General features: G+C 41.9%; 13 protein-coding genes. 11 read left to right on the top strand and 2 right to left on the bottom strand.

The window, feature by feature from the left end:
- The first annotated feature begins 144 nt into the window (after positions 1–144).
- Genes MHH23_RS15775 through MHH23_RS15765 form a run of 3 tightly spaced genes read left to right on the top strand, consistent with a single transcriptional unit; the run spans position 145 to position 3966 of the window.
- On the top strand, positions 145–1662 hold the full coding sequence (locus MHH23_RS15775) for a phytoene desaturase family protein (RefSeq protein ID WP_056705142.1): 1518 nt from the start codon (positions 145–147) through the stop codon (positions 1660–1662).
- Positions 1659–3134, top strand: a complete 1476-nt coding sequence (locus MHH23_RS15770; protein WP_340959806.1) for a phytoene desaturase family protein — start codon at positions 1659–1661, stop codon at positions 3132–3134. Before MHH23_RS15775 ends, MHH23_RS15770 begins: the two co-directional genes overlap by 4 nt.
- The gene (locus tag MHH23_RS15765; RefSeq protein WP_024720032.1) at positions 3127–3966 is read left to right on the top strand and encodes a phytoene/squalene synthase family protein; all 840 of its coding nucleotides are present in this window, start codon (positions 3127–3129) and stop codon (positions 3964–3966) included. Before MHH23_RS15770 ends, MHH23_RS15765 begins: the two co-directional genes overlap by 8 nt.
- Positions 3967–4047: 81 nt before the next feature.
- Here the strand turns inward: MHH23_RS15765 and MHH23_RS15760 are convergent, their stop codons facing one another.
- Positions 4048–5424, bottom strand: coding sequence for an MATE family efflux transporter (locus tag MHH23_RS15760; RefSeq protein WP_340959804.1), 1377 nt, complete (start codon positions 5422–5424; stop codon positions 4048–4050).
- Positions 5425–5537: 113 nt separating this feature from the next.
- On the opposite strand from MHH23_RS15760, the gene MHH23_RS15755 reads away from it, so the two are divergent.
- The 3 genes from MHH23_RS15755 to MHH23_RS15745 all read left to right on the top strand — a co-directional run bounded on the left by MHH23_RS15755 (position 5538) and on the right by MHH23_RS15745 (position 7318).
- A complete protein-coding gene (locus MHH23_RS15755) occupies positions 5538–6404 on the top strand; it encodes a helix-turn-helix domain-containing protein (RefSeq protein WP_045034702.1) in 867 nt (288 codons plus the stop codon).
- A 14-nt stretch (positions 6405–6418) separates the two neighbouring features.
- On the top strand, positions 6419–6979 hold the full coding sequence (locus MHH23_RS15750; RefSeq protein WP_035392472.1) for a GNAT family N-acetyltransferase: 561 nt from the start codon (positions 6419–6421) through the stop codon (positions 6977–6979).
- Positions 6980–7042: 63 nt separating this feature from the next.
- Positions 7043–7318: a hypothetical protein gene (locus MHH23_RS15745; protein WP_035392471.1), complete on the top strand. Its 276-nt coding sequence runs from the start codon at positions 7043–7045 to the stop codon at positions 7316–7318.
- Between the two features lie 167 nt (positions 7319–7485).
- On the opposite strand, the gene MHH23_RS15740 is transcribed toward MHH23_RS15745, so the two are convergent.
- Positions 7486–8022 (bottom strand): serine O-acetyltransferase, encoded by a 537-nt coding sequence (locus MHH23_RS15740; protein ID WP_017360201.1) that lies wholly within the window; start codon positions 8020–8022, stop codon positions 7486–7488.
- 387 nt (positions 8023–8409) lie between these two features.
- On the opposite strand from MHH23_RS15740, the gene MHH23_RS15735 reads away from it, so the two are divergent.
- From MHH23_RS15735 to MHH23_RS15715, 5 genes are read left to right on the top strand one after another with little or no spacing between them, the layout of a single operon-like run.
- Complete coding sequence (locus tag MHH23_RS15735) at positions 8410–9756, top strand: aspartate aminotransferase family protein (protein ID WP_193804211.1); 1347 nt, start codon at positions 8410–8412, stop codon at positions 9754–9756.
- Entirely contained in the window at positions 9743–11239 is a 1497-nt protein-coding gene (locus tag MHH23_RS15730; protein ID WP_138278379.1) for a pyridoxal phosphate-dependent decarboxylase family protein, read from the top strand. Before MHH23_RS15735 ends, MHH23_RS15730 begins: the two co-directional genes overlap by 14 nt.
- Positions 11236–13017, top strand: a complete 1782-nt coding sequence (locus MHH23_RS15725; RefSeq protein WP_282746857.1) for an IucA/IucC family protein — start codon at positions 11236–11238, stop codon at positions 13015–13017. Before MHH23_RS15730 ends, MHH23_RS15725 begins: the two co-directional genes overlap by 4 nt.
- Positions 13014–13568 (top strand): GNAT family N-acetyltransferase, encoded by a 555-nt coding sequence (locus MHH23_RS15720; protein ID WP_007499091.1) that lies wholly within the window; start codon positions 13014–13016, stop codon positions 13566–13568. Before MHH23_RS15725 ends, MHH23_RS15720 begins: the two co-directional genes overlap by 4 nt.
- Positions 13543–14892 (top strand): lysine N(6)-hydroxylase/L-ornithine N(5)-oxygenase family protein, encoded by a 1350-nt coding sequence (locus MHH23_RS15715; RefSeq protein WP_039167398.1) that lies wholly within the window; start codon positions 13543–13545, stop codon positions 14890–14892. The genes MHH23_RS15720 and MHH23_RS15715 overlap by 26 nt, the downstream gene beginning before the upstream one ends.
- Positions 14893–14905: the final 13 nt, after the last annotated feature.

The following is a 14905-nucleotide window of genomic DNA, read 5'->3' as shown; positions in this document are numbered from 1 at the left end:
AGGGTCGGCTTTCTTGCACTTGTTGAAAGGAAGTCGGCTTTTTTGATACATAACATGAGACTTTTAGAGCACATCAAAAGTTGATCTAACCGCTTCAATTTGTATAATTAACTTAAAGTGAATTAATTTGGAGGAAAAAGGATAATGAAAATCATTGTGATCGGAGCAGGACCAGGGGGACTTGCAGCAGCTATGATGTTGCAAAGCAAAGGACATGATGTTCATATATATGAAAAACAGTCCTTTGTTGGCGGACGTAACTCTAAGTTTCAACTTGGTGATTTCACGTTTGATACAGGTCCTACTTTTCTCAGTATGATTCATATTGCAGAGGAACTGTTCACCTTTGCCGGTAAAAATCTCTATGATTATATAGATGTGATTGAATTAAAAGAAATGTATAGATTAATCTTTCAAGATGAGAAGCTTGATATGATTCGAGATCGAGACGAAATGTACAAACGGCTAGAAGCCTTTGCACCTGGTGAGGGCGAGGGGTATGTACGTTTTATGAATGATACAAAACGAAAAATGGACCGCCTAACGCCGATTCTACAAAGTAAAATGGATCGTTTCCATCATTACTTGCGACCAAAAGTCATCAAAGCACTTCCTCAGCTCTCATTAAATAAAAGCTTATATGATGTGCTGTCGGATTATTTCTCAAATGAATCAGTGAAATATGCCTTTACATTCCAATCAAAATATTTAGGGATGTCACCTTGGGAATGCCCAGGAGCGTTCTCAATTCTTTCCTTTATGGAGCATGACACAGGCGTTTATCACCCGAAAGGCGGAGTGAATCAGCTGTCAGAAGCGATGGCAAAGGCAGCTGTTGAATCTGGGGCTACCCTTCATCTATCAACTGGAGTTGACAAGTTGCTGACGGAAGGCAGGAAAGTGAAGGGCATTCGCTTAGAAACTGGTGAAGAAATACAGGCAGATGAGGTGGTCGTAAATGGTGATTTTGCACACGTGATGACAAAGCTTGTAGAGCCGGGTCTTTTAAAGAAATATAGCGAGAAGAAACTGAAAAAGAAAAAATTCTCATGTTCCACCTTCATGCTGTACCTAGGTTTAGATACGATATATGATGAGCCACATCATACCATCGTTTTTTCCGATGACTATGCGAAGTTCGTCAAAGAGATTACGAAAACCTTTGAGCTGCCGGATGATCCGTCCATTTATATTCAAAATGCAAGTGTGACAGATGATTCGCTTGCGCCAAAAGGCAAGTCCGCTCTTTATGTGTTAGCACCTGTTGCCAATAATCAAAGCGGTATTGACTGGGAAGTGTATCAAGAAGAATTTAGAGAGCTTGTGCTGGATACGCTGGAGCGGAAAACAGGCTTTAAGAATATCAGGCAGCATATTGAAGTCGAGCGGATGATCACGCCGAAGCATTGGGAAGAAGAGCTGTACGTGTATGAAGGAGCTACATTTAATCTTGGTCACCAATTGACGCAGATGATGGTACTCAGGCCGCATAATGAATTTGATGAGTTGAAACATTGCTGGCTCGTTGGTGGAGGAACCCACCCGGGCAGCGGATTGCCAACCATTTTAGAATCAGCGCGTATTACGACAAATGCGATTCTGTCAAAAGAGAAACATACGCACAAAAGAGTGCCACATCAAGAAAAGGGGAGCGCCTCATGAAAAAACATATATTGATTGCTGGCGGCGGTATTGGCGGAATGATCTCAGCTCTCTATTTAAAAAAAGCTGGACATGATGTCACCCTTGTTGAAAAAAATGAACGGCTCGGCGGGAGACTTGCTTTTGTACGTGAGAAAGGATATAAAGTAGATGAAGGTCCGACCATTGTCCTACTTCCTGATATGTTAAAAGGCATTTTACATGACGTAGGCATTGATGAAACATCTCTTGATCTCTTGCAGCTCGATCCGCTGTATACGATCCACTATCAAGATGGAACCTCCTATACGAAATACTCTGATACACTGCGACAACTAGAAGAAATCAAACGTGTATTTCCAAAGGAAGAACAGGGATATTTAACATTTATGCAAGAAATGACGGATCGGTTTCAAGAAGGGCAGGAAGCTTTTCTAGAAAAATCATTTCATGAAAAACGAACCTTTTTTACAAAAGCGAACATGAAGATTTTAATGAAATTAAAAGCATATCGAACCGTTCAAAGTTCTCTCAAAAAATATTTTTCAGATGAGCGCCTCCGAGATGCATATGCACTTCAAACCCTCTATGTCGGAGGAAATCCGTATGAAGCATCCGCCATTTATTCGCTTGTTTCATATAGTGAGCACGCACACGGAATTCACTATTTAAAAGGCGGATATGCGAGTTTAGTAGATATATTGGAGAGACAGCTCTTAAAGACGGGTGTACACATAAGAAAAAGTGAAGAAGTCGCACAATTTGAGTTTGAGGGGAAACGTGTGGTCAAGGCAAAAATAAATGATGAGCACATAGCAGCTGATGCATTTGTGATGAACGGAGATTATCCAGTGGCGTTAAAACAGCTTGGTTTAGGTGAACAAGACCGGCGTAAATACGTTCCATCCTCCGGCTGCGTGATGGTGTATCTAGGGTTAAACAAAGTATACGATGAAGCACCTGTTCATCAATTTTTCATGGGAGAACACTTTGATCAGCATATGAGTGAGGTGTTCCAAACGAAAACGATACCTCAAGATCCATCATTTTATACTTTTAATCCATCGACCATCGATCCATCCCTTGCCCCAGAAGGCAGCAGTGTCCTATATATGCTCATTCCTGTTCCATCAGGAGATCACATCAATTGGGAACAAGAGACAGACTTTGTGGATAAAATGGTGGAGCGTCTTGAGAAAAGAGGCTTTCCACAGCTGCGAGAGGCGGTTGTCTGGCAAAAGGTGAGAACACCGAATGATTCAATGCGAGAAGGATTGTTTGAAGGCGGCAGCTTTGGACTCGCTCCTAATTTGTTTCAATCAGGTGTGTTTCGCCCGCAAGTAAAGGTTGCAGATGTAGACAATCTATATGCGGTAGGTGCTTCCATCCATCCCGGCGGCGGGGTACCGATCGTGATGCAAAGTGCAAAGCTCATGGCTTCTGTACTGCTTAAAGAGCTGAACAACAGAAAGGAAGTGAAGCTAAGTGGTTGATGTGCAAACAGCATTAAAAATATGTGAAGAGACCATTCAAACCCATTCAAAAACGTTTTATCGTGCCTTTTCCATGCTGCCTAAAAAGAAAAGACAGGCTGTTTGGGCCGTATATTCTTTTTGTAGGAGAGCGGATGACATTGTAGATGAGTCTCCTTCACCAAAGGAAGAACTGGCGTCTTTTCAGGAGGCATTTGAACGTTTCTTGCAAGGAGAAGTAGATCGTGATGATCCAATGTGGGTGGCGCTGGAGTATACATTTCAACAGTTTCGTATGGATGAATCCCCATTCCGTGACCTGCTGCGAGGACAGGAGATGGATTTAGAGCAACATCGATATGAAACGTTAGATGAACTGCTCATCTATTCCTATCATGTCGCAAGTACAGTTGGATTAATGCTGCTTCCGATCATTGCACCGCGTAAAAAAGAACAGCTAAAAGAAGCCGCGATTTCCCTTGGGATTGGCATGCAGTTGACCAATATTCTTCGAGACATTGGTGAGGATAAGGCGGAAAGGAACCGCATTTATTTGCCAAAACAAGTCATGGATCAATTTGGGTATACAGAGCAAGAATTACAAGAAGGGATCGTCAATCAAGCCTTCCAGCATGTATGGGAATATATTGCTTTTGAGGCAGAGGCGTACTATGAGGAATTTTTTGACCATCTCCATGAATTCCCACTTTATTCAAGGATACCAGTGAAAGCAGCTGCTCACTTTTATAAGGCTATTTTAGATAAAACTAGAGAAAACGAATACCGCGTCTTTACGAAGCGGTCATATATTTCAACACAAGAAAAAGCACTTATTTTAGAAGATATTACGTAATGAAAAGAAGACAAAGGGGTAAAATAAAGTTCGTTTTAGCCCTTTGTCAACAATCTGAAAGGACTGCACCCGCAGTCCTTTTTATGTGGAAGTAAACCGGTACTCCGTCCATATCCTTGAACGCCACCGCCTATACATGAAGATACCTCTTACCCATTCATCCACGATAAAAGAAATCCAAACCCCGATAAGGCCCATTTCAAGTTGAATGCCTAATAAATAAGCGATCGGAAGGCCGATGCCCCACATTGAAATCATCGCCATATAGACTGGAAACTTCGCGTCACCAGCTGCCCGCAAGGAGTTGATGATGACCATATTAAAAGAGCGTCCAGGCTCTAAAATAATTGTCAATATGAGGAGGAGACTCGCTATTTGAATGATCTCACTGTTGCTAGTGAAAAAAGTAAGTAAATGCGTCGATGATAAAGATAAAGCAGTAGAAGAAAGAAGTGAGATGGCAATGGCCCAGTATAAGCTTTTCATGCATCTTCGATAGGCCGCATCAAATTCTTTCGCCCCGATCAGGCGCCCAATTAAGATTTGCGTTCCTTGGCTAATGGCGGCACCAAATAACATAATGAACATCATCAAATTCTGGGTATAGACTTTTGCTGCCAGTGCTTGCGTGCCCATAAATGTGATAAACAGCGTAATAATCATTTGAGAGCCATTATAAGAAAGTTGTTCTCCAGCAGAAGGAATGCCGATTTTTAGCAGTTTTTTTAAATGCGTTCGCTGGATGTAAAACATTCGCTTGAATGAAAACTGCAATCCAATGCGGTGTCGAACAATGAGAATCATGGCTGTAAGACCTATCAACCGTGCAAATGATGTGGAAAGAGCAACACCCATGACACCTAATACAGGGAAGCCAAATGGTCCGAAGATGACCAAATAATTACCAGCAACATTTAACAAGTTCATACCGATGGTGACATACATCGTATCTCTCGTGAATCCATAGCTTTTTAAAATAGCACTATAGGTCATAATGAGCGCCTGAATAAAAGAAAGCAGGCCGACAATCTGTAAAAAGACGGTTGCATCTGGCATGAGCTCGCTTGATAAGCCCATCATATGCAGGATGGGCACAGCTAACACAAACATAAGAAGACTGATCACAAAGCTAATGAGGAAGTTGGTGCCTAGTGATACATAGGCAACTTGGGTCGCTTCCTGCTTGCGGCCCGCTCCTAAAAGCTGCGCAATGACAATCGTCGTCCCAGTCGTAATGAAGCTGAACATCACAATTAATAGATTTAATAGCTGATTGCTTACCCCTACTGCGGCAACACTATTGTCAGAATACTGGCTGAGCATCAGTGTATCTGCGCTCCCCATCAGCATATATAAAGAGATTTCGATAAAAATAGGCCAAGTTAATGCAAATAATGAAGGGTGGGATTTTTCACTTTTGGCTTGGACCTTTTGTATTGTCAGTGCTTGTGGTTTCATCACATCGCCTTCTTTCGTATAAATCCGATTTATAGTGTACCTTGCATCGACTATAATAAGAAGAGATGAAACCGAAACTTATTGGAGAAATCCGACTTCATAAGGGGATGAATATGGGTCCGTTTATTACATTTACTGTACCGCCATTTCCAGTCTATATTGCTTCAGGCAAAGGTGTATTCCATCGAGGAGAACGACATATCTCCAGAATTTTCACCGTATTTGATCTTCTTTATGTCACGAAAGGTGAACTGTGGATCACAGAAGACGAGGTGCCTCATCACGTAAAAGAGGGAGAATATATCATCTTATCACCGGGACTTGCCCATGGTGGACATCTGCCATGCAAAGAAGAAACACTTTATGAGTGGCTGCATTTTTCAATTGATTCATTTGAGTTTACAGATCGGCCGAGAGAACACTGGTTTGACATGAAGCAAAATCAAGCCACTTTTGAAAAAGCAGCAAGCTATGAATTTCGTCTGCCCCGAAAAGGAAAAGTGAAAGGGGAAAGCGTGCTACAGAAGCATCTTTCAGCGATGCGCGCTTTAAATGATGATGCGTCTGAACTTCAGCTCAAAAAGCAGCTTCAATTTGAGGAAATGCTCATTCATTTACAAAAAGAAGCATTTCATATTCCAAGTGCAAAGGAGACTGTCGCTTCAGAAGTGGTTCACTATCTTGAACGTCATTTTACGCAAAAATTACAGATGGAGAAGCTGGCAGAGATTCTTCATTATCATCCTGATTACATGACAAGGTGCATGCAGACCGTGTACGGACTGACGCCGAGTCAGTACATCAATCGACTCAAAATTGAAAAAGCCAAAAGCCTGCTTGCTTCAACGAATGAAAAAATAGCTCTCATTGCAGAACATGTAGGCATTGATGACCCTACTTATTTTTCAAAGCTGTTTCGGCAAAATGAAGGCATGACGCCTATCGAGTATCGTCATCTTGCTAAAAGAACGACAAAGTAAAGGAACGTGAACAGATGAAAGGAAAAAAAGAAGAGATTGTGAGCATACGTCCATTAGACGAAACCGATTTAGAAGTGGTATGGCATTTAAGGTTTAAAGCACCAGACCAGGCCTATCGAAAGTGGAATGCACCGTATTTTATTGAACATGACATATCGCTTGCTGCATTTAAAAAACGCTATTTACAGGATGATTCTGTCCTGCCAAAACTATTTGGCATTGATGTCGGAGGTGAATTAAAGGGCACAGTTTCTTATTATTGGGAGAATGAACGCACACGCTGGCTGGAGTGTGGGATTCTTATTTATGACTCACGTTTTTGGAATGGGGGCGTTGGAACAAAGGCATTGCGTCTATGGATCGATGAACTCTTTTCACACATTGATATCCCACGCATCGGTCTGACCACCTGGTCTGGAAATGAACGCATGATGCGTTGCGCAGAGAAATGCGGGTTTATCCTTGAGGGAAGACTGCGTAAGGTACGTTACTATCAAGGGGAGTATTATGATTCGATGCGGTATGGGATGCTGAGAGAAGAATGGCAAAGCCTTCCGAATCATTCATTTGAATAGTTGTTTTTAAGATTAGGAAAAAAGTATAGTAAGATTAAATAAATTGAAAAAGAAGGGTGGCGGATGAATGTGAAATGGATTACAGGTTGGTTTGTATCCATCTTAGTCGCAATCTACCTATTCGTTGATGCACCAAAACACGGGAAAAATAAATGGTTATGGGCCATCTTAGGTCTTTTACTCGGGCTCTTCACACTTGGAATATATCTCATTCAAACAGGAAGAAAAGGGTTGGGCTGGACAGTACTGATTGTGTCCATTTTCATCTATGCGATTGCCATCCTCGTCTTTGTCTTGTACTTTCTCATGCTGGTCTTCGGGTACTCCAACGCAAATTAGAGAGTACGGCTGTGGTGATTTGTTTCACTTCAAGTTGCTACCGATTGATGGTTTGATTGCGCCAAAGCATCATAGGATAAATGGTGATGGGCTCGGGCAGGATGATCCTCATGTTTATCCATCTTATTTTATCTCATGTGGCTCACTGCTTTGGTCAAGTAAGTCCTTCATAAAGAAGGGCTTTTTTCTTTTATTTTTTGAGCTGGGACACCTGCAATGACAATCCGCTCTTCATGAAAGGAGCGATTCACTACTGCATTTGCTCCGATGGAAATATGATTCGCAATATAAATATTTCCAAACAGTTTAGCGCCAGGGCCGATCCATACATGATCTCCGATGACGGGCACATCTTTTTCATGATGGTTTTGACCGATATTCACACCTTGATGAATATCACAAAACGCGCCGATTTTGGCATGCTTGTTCACAATCAACAGCCCAGTATGGTTGATTCTGAGCCCAGGTCCAAATACACCAATTGGGATATCAAAGCCAAGCTGCATGCCTTTCTTTTTATGTAAGTAACGATAAAACCATTTGCGTAACGTAGCACCGCTATTCGTATAGTACTCATATTTTCGTAAATATCTTTGATATTTCCAAATATCATCCCCAAGCCACTTTGGTCTTTTTCGATTGATGGCAAGTGCTTTCTGATCTTGTGCCAAGTAGTGGTGAAGGTCATGCTTCGTTAAAATCATCAGATCTCCCTCGATTCCCTTTCGTTTCAGAGAAATTATACCATCATAACCATTTATATCAAGATAAAATAACGTTCATTTTTTGTTTTACTACATTCATTTCATTCGGCCGTCCTGTATCAAACAGGGGAGCTACAACGAATAGAGCAAAAGAACCAGGAGAATTGTTTTGTAATTTTTTTCAATATTTTTCATACTCAAACGTTACATCGCCCTTATGGCTGTAGATGTTTGTAAAAAATACACGAAATTACTCGTTAAAAAGAGAATATAGCATTCATATGCTTTTAGAATCATCTTTTTGAATACAATTGACTTTCGTATCTTACATCCTCTAGGCTAGTAAATGAAAATGATAATCTTTATCAATTGGAGGAGTGTTTTATTATGTCCATCAAAACCGTTTCTAAAAATCAGCAATTTTTAGAGCAACAAAGTCAAAGAGAATCTAATGCAAGGTCTTACCCGAGACGGTTCCCATTAGCCATGCAAAAAGCCGAAGGTATGATCGTGACAGATGCAGATGGTAGAGAATTTTATGACTGCCTAGCAGGTGCAGGAACACTTGCCCTTGGTCACAATCACCCGGTTGTTATAGATGCTATTGAACGTATGCTTCATGAAAAAAGACCGTTGCATACGCTGGACATCACTTCAGAGATTAAAGAAGAATTTGTGAATGAGATTTTTTCTCACTTGCCAGAAGAGTTTGCAAAAAGAGCAAAAATTCAATTTTGTGGACCAACTGGTGGTGATGCTATAGAAGCAGCAATTAAATTAGTCAAGACAGCGACGGGAAATCGTTCCATTCTATCATTCCACGGAGCATATCATGGTGCTACACATGGCACGATGTCATTAAGCGGCAACTTATCGCCAAAAGAAAAAGTACAAGGATTAATGCCAGATGTTCACTTCCTGCCTTATCCATATGAATACCGCTGCCCATTTGGAATTGGCGGTAAAGACTCACATCGCATTTCAAGCTCTTATATTGAGCGTGTATTAAATGACCCTGAGAGTGGAATTCTCCCGCCAGCAGGCATGATCTTTGAAGCGGTGCAAGGGGAGGGCGGCTCCATCCCGGCATCAATTGAATGGATACAAGAAATGAGACGAATCACAAAAGAAAAAGGAATTCCACTTATTATTGACGAGGTTCAGTCAGGCATCGGCCGAACAGGTAAGATGTTTGCCTTTGAACATGCTGGTATTGTGCCAGATGTCATTGTGTTATCAAAAGCAATTGGGGGAAGCCTTCCGCTATCCGTTGTGATTTATGACAAAGACTTAGATCAATGGAATCCAGGTGCGCACATTGGCACGTTTAGAGGAAATCAAATGGCGATGGCAGCTGGAACTGCTACGCTTAAATTTATAAAAGAAACCAATCTGCTTGATCATGTAGAAGCGCTTGGTCAGCGTATGCAGACCAATCTAAAAGACATTCAAAAACAAGTGCCTGCTCTCGGTGATGTACGAGGAAGAGGATTAATGATTGGTGTTGAAGTTGTGAATCCAGATGAGAAACAGGATGTGGACGGCAGTTATCCAGCAAATCCAGAGCTAGCCAGTCTCATTCAAAAGAATTGTTTTGATAAAGGCTTAATTGTGGAGACAGGAGGCCGTTTTGGAAGTGTGATTCGATTCTTACCACCTTTGATCATGACAGAAGAACAGCTTGAAAAAGTCATCACGATTTTTAAAGAGGCAGTTTACGATGCAGTCAACTAAACCATCTGTCGATTCATTATTTATTCAACAAAGCCAGCTTGGGAGGGAGTCCTTCCAAGCGGCTCTCTACACATCCATCGACAGCTTACTGGCAGAGTGGCAAACAAGCAGAGGACCGTATAGTGGAATATTGCCTGGGAAATTAGCGGCTCATGTCGAATCGTTATTCCAGATTCAACCGGCTGGTGAATCCATTGAGTCTGTTTTTCAAGATATAAAAAATCACCTTTTACCGCATTTAGTTGATGTGTCACATCCTAAATGCCTGGCACATTTGCATTGCCCACCTCTTATCCCTGCTCTGGCAGCAGAGGTGATCGTAAGTTCCTTTAACCAATCAATGGATTCCTTTGATCAAAGCGGCATTGCATCTTTGGTTGAGGAGGAAATCCTCAAGTGGTTATGTGAAAAGTTTTCTTATGGAGAACGAGCAGATGGGACCTTTACGAGCGGTGGAACCCAATCTAACTACATGGGACTGCTTTTAGCAAGAGATGCATTTTGCGAAAACACTTGGCAATGGAATGTACAGCAGAAAGGGTTGCCGAGCGAGGCAAACCGTATGCGGATTCTTTGCTCCAAGAATGCCCACTTCACTGTGAAAAAATCAGCATCTCAGCTAGGTTTAGGTGAACAGGCTGTTGTGTTAGTTCAGACGGACGAACATCATCGAATGGACCTGCATGATTTGCAGAAGAAGCTTATGGAGCTTAAAGAGCAGGATTTGCTTCCATTTGCAGTCGTGGCGACTTGCGGGACAACTGATTTTGGCAGTATTGATCCTGTACGTGACATATATGACATGGTGAAGCCTTTCGGTTTGTGGATTCATGCAGATGCTGCCTATGGAGGAGCGCTTGTATTAAGCAAAACCTTCCAAGGAAAATTAGATGGCATCGAGCTGGCTGATTCGATCACGATTGACTTTCATAAGCAATTTTATCAGCCGATCTCCTGCGGGGCATTTTTACTAAAGGATAAAAGACATTTTGGTTTGATTGATTACCACGCAGATTATCTCAATCCAAAGGAAGATGAACTGGAAGGCATTCTGCATCTCGTGAATAAATCTGTTCAGACGACGCGCCGGTTTGATGCGCTAAAACTCCTTCTCTCTCTGCGTATGATTGGAGAAGAAGGATTTGCAAGTATCATTGACCATACCATCCATTTTGCGAAAGATGTGGCTACGTTGATTGAGAAAAATGAGCATCTTGAGGTGATCAATCCTGATCCAGAAATCAATGCAGTCGTGTTTCGTTTTATAGATGATCATCAAGCAGAGGACATCAATAAAATCATTCATCGCACACTTTTCCAAACAGGAACGGCTGTCGTAGCAAAAACAGTAGCCGATGGCCAAACTTGCTTAAAATTCACTTTGTTAAATCCGAGAACGACTATTACACATATTGAGGAAATCCTTTCTGACATTGTTGATATCGGGATCGCTCATATTCAATCCGGGAGGGTACTACGTTGAGTCAATATAAACAAATGGCTGAAAATGCAACTATGCAAAGCTTTTTAAACTGTTTTTTACGTGAAACAGGAATTGATCGATCTGCAAAGAAAGAGACAAAAGCAGACGGCTCACTTGTATTTGTAGCAGCATTAGCAAAACAAAATCTTGAGCTTGTCATTCCGATTCGATATTTTTCGACTGTAGGCCGTCATCTCTTTGATTTTCCCGTTCGCTTTCGCCCGAAAGGCAGTGAGCAACAGGGAACGATCATCGATTACACCACACTTGTTGCTTTATGTTCAAAGGAACTTCTCATTGAATATGGCCGCACAGATGCAGAGGATGAGTTCATGCTTCGCATCATTTTAAGCTGCCGGAATATTGAACGATTCATCAGAGAGAGAGAAAGTGATCGAGCGGCTCTTTCTTCAGCTGATTTTGAATATATTGAAGCGGAGCAGTCACTTCTTCTTGGGCATTTAACGCATCCTACACCAAAAAGCAGACAAGGAATGACAGAAGAGGAGGAAGCTATTTATTCTCCTGAGCTGAAAGGCTCTTTCCAGCTTCATTACTTTAAAGCACATCCGTCAATTGTGCTTCAGGATTCTTCTCTTTCACAATCTGCGGCAAGTCTCATGTTTGAGGAGCTCATGCGCCAGATGCCAGAAGAAAAAGAGAGACTGACGACGTTAACAGAAGGCGGTGAATATGCCCTGATTCCGATTCATCCGCTACAAGTCCAAGTGGTCATGGAGAAAGCGTTCGTCAAGCGTTATATAGAGGACGGGATGCTGACGTATTTAGGGCCGCTAGGATCTGAATACACAGCGACATCTTCCTTTAGAACGGTCTATCAAAAAGACTCTGCGTACATGCTTAAATTCTCTGTCCCTGTAAAGATCACAAACTCTTTACGCGTTAACAAACAAAAGGAACTTGATCGTGGAGTTGAGATGTCTCGTATCTTAAAAACAGAATTAGGCGTTTCTTTATATGACAAATTCTCTGGATTCCGTGTGATTGAAGATCCTGCGTATCTATCTATTCAAGGGGATGAGGCGGAATCTGGCTTTGAAGTCGTCATTCGTCAAAATCCATTTTTGCATCATGAAAAAGGGGCAAGCTTAATTGCAGGGCTATGTCAGGATCATGCATACGGAGGAAAATCAAGGCTTTCAGGCATTATCCATGAATTAGCAGACGCTGAAGGCAGATCAACAGAAGATGTCAGCCGTGATTGGTTCACACAATATTTATCGATTGCGTTAAAGCCGATGCTTTGGCTGTTTGAAACGTATGGACTTGCCCTTGAAGCTCATCAGCAAAATGCTGTCGTACAGCTAAAGAATGGATATCCGCACACATTCTATTATCGTGACAACCAAGGCTACTATTATAGCGAATCGAAAAAGGATCAGCTTGCGAAGCTTGTTCAAAACTTAAGCGTAAGAAGTGAAACCATTTGTGCAGACGATGTAGCGGTTGAGAGACTGCGTTACTATTTCTTCTTTAATCATTTGTTTGGTCTTGTGAATGGTTTTGGTACAGAGGGGCTTGCAAAAGAAGAAGATTTATTAGCCCTGATTAGAGACACACTGCTTGCGCATGAAGAGACATATGGTGCATCTGAGCTGACGAACAGTCTTCTTCGGTCACAGGAGCTGCCTTCAAAAGCGAACTTACTCACGCGGTTTGAAGATATGGATGAGCTGACGGGTTCTTTAGAAACTCAATCCAGGTACACGTCTGTATTGAATCCGCTCTTTTTACATAAGGAGGCGCTGATTGGATGAGGCATCGAATTGGGTTCATTCGCGCTGAATATGAACGGGACGTCCAGCTTGTCCACAAGTGGATGCAAGAAGAGTATGTCCACCCATTTTGGCATTTGAATATTCCATTTCCTGCTTTTGAAAAGCACTTTTATCAGGCCATTCATGATCCGCATCAAACCCTTTATTTAGGAACCATTGATGGCACGCCGATGAGCTATTTTGAAGCATACAATGTGAAAGGGGATATCATTGAATCGTACTATGAGCCTTCTCCGCATGATCAAGGCATTCACCTGTTAATTGGAGAGCCAGATTATGTAGGGAAAGGATTTGCGGCTCCGCTGCTTCAAGCCATGACAGCATTTCAGTTTGAGCAGAACAAACGAACAGAAAAAATCGTGGCTGAGCCAGATATTCGGAACGAAAAAATGATTCATGTCTTTGAAAAGTGTGGATTCGAACGTGTGAAGCCAGTCACTTTACCAGATAAAACAGGTCTTTTGATGTTTTGTCATCGAGATCGATTTGAAAGGAAGTATAACCATGACGCGGTTCAACAAGCAAAATAATGTAGTGGATGTCATTGGGATTGGCATTGGACCATTTAACCTAGGGCTTGCTGCATTATCTGAAGAAGTAGACGAAATTGACGCTTTGTTTTTTGAAAGAAGTGAAGCGTTCCACTGGCATCCGGGTATGCTCATTGAAGGGACAACACTTCAAGTCCCTTTTTTAGCGGATCTTGTCAGTATGGCAGATGTGAAAAGCAAATATAGCTTTCTCAACTATTTGCAGGAACAAAACCGTTTGTATTCATTTTACTTTCTAGAAGACTTCCATATCCCGCGCAAGGAATATAGCCATTATTGCCGCTGGGTCGCGGATCAATTAGATTCTTGCCGATTTGGCATGAATGTCGAATCTGTCTCCATCGTTGAAAAAGCTGGAGAAAAACGATATGAAGTGCATGTCCGTCATGTGAAAGATCAAACGGTAGAGGTGTTTGAAAGTAAGCATCTTGTTTTAGGTATCGGTACACAGCCTGCGGTACCAGCATCTCTTCAGCCAGCTTTAGGGGATCGGGTGTTTCATTCTGCTGATTACTTGAAACGAAAGAAAGAAGGCTGTTTTAAAGGAAAATCCGTGACGGTCATCGGTTCTGGTCAAAGTGCGGCAGAAGTATTCTATGACATTTTATCAGACGATGAGGCGAAGGATATTCATTGGTTTACACGCTCTAAAGGGTTTTTCCCAATGGAATATTCAAATTTGGGTCTTGAGTATTTCTCTCCAGACTATATTGATTTCTTTTATGAGCTTCCGCAGCCTAAAAAAGATGCGCTATTAAAGCAGCAAGATTTGCTGTATAAAGGCATCAGCTCAGCGATGATCCGAGATATTTATCACTTGCTTTATGAACGTTCTGCTTGCGGAGAGCAGCTGAACACCGTGCTGCAGGCGATGACGGAAGTCAATTTGATTGAGGAAACGAGGGACGGCTTATCGCTTTCATGCAATCAATGGGTCAAAGAGGAATCCTTTACGCATGAGACAGACATTGTCGTCTTGGCAACGGGCTATCAATCTGTATTACCACCATTTATTGATCCGATTTCCCATCATATTCAGTGGGATCATCAAGGACGCTTCCAGGTTGAACGTGAATATCGATTGAAAACAAACACATTAGGTGAGAATGATATTTTTGTACAAAATGCAGAGCTTCATACACATGGAGTAGGCGCACCAGATTTAGGGCTAGGGGCGTACCGAAACAGTGTCATTATCAATGAACTGGCTCGTCGACCTGTGTATCCACTTTATCAAAAGCATGTTTTCCAGACATTCGGTACACATAAACACGCAAATACATTTGAAGAAATCAAAGGGTAAGGAGGATGAACCG

Source organism: Bacillus sp. FSL K6-3458 (genome assembly GCF_038005045.1).
In the GTDB taxonomy this organism is placed as follows: domain Bacteria; phylum Bacillota; class Bacilli; order Bacillales; family Bacillaceae; genus Bacillus; species Bacillus altitudinis.
Note: the sequence above shows the minus strand (reverse complement) of the source record. Positions and strands in the feature narration are given on the sequence as shown.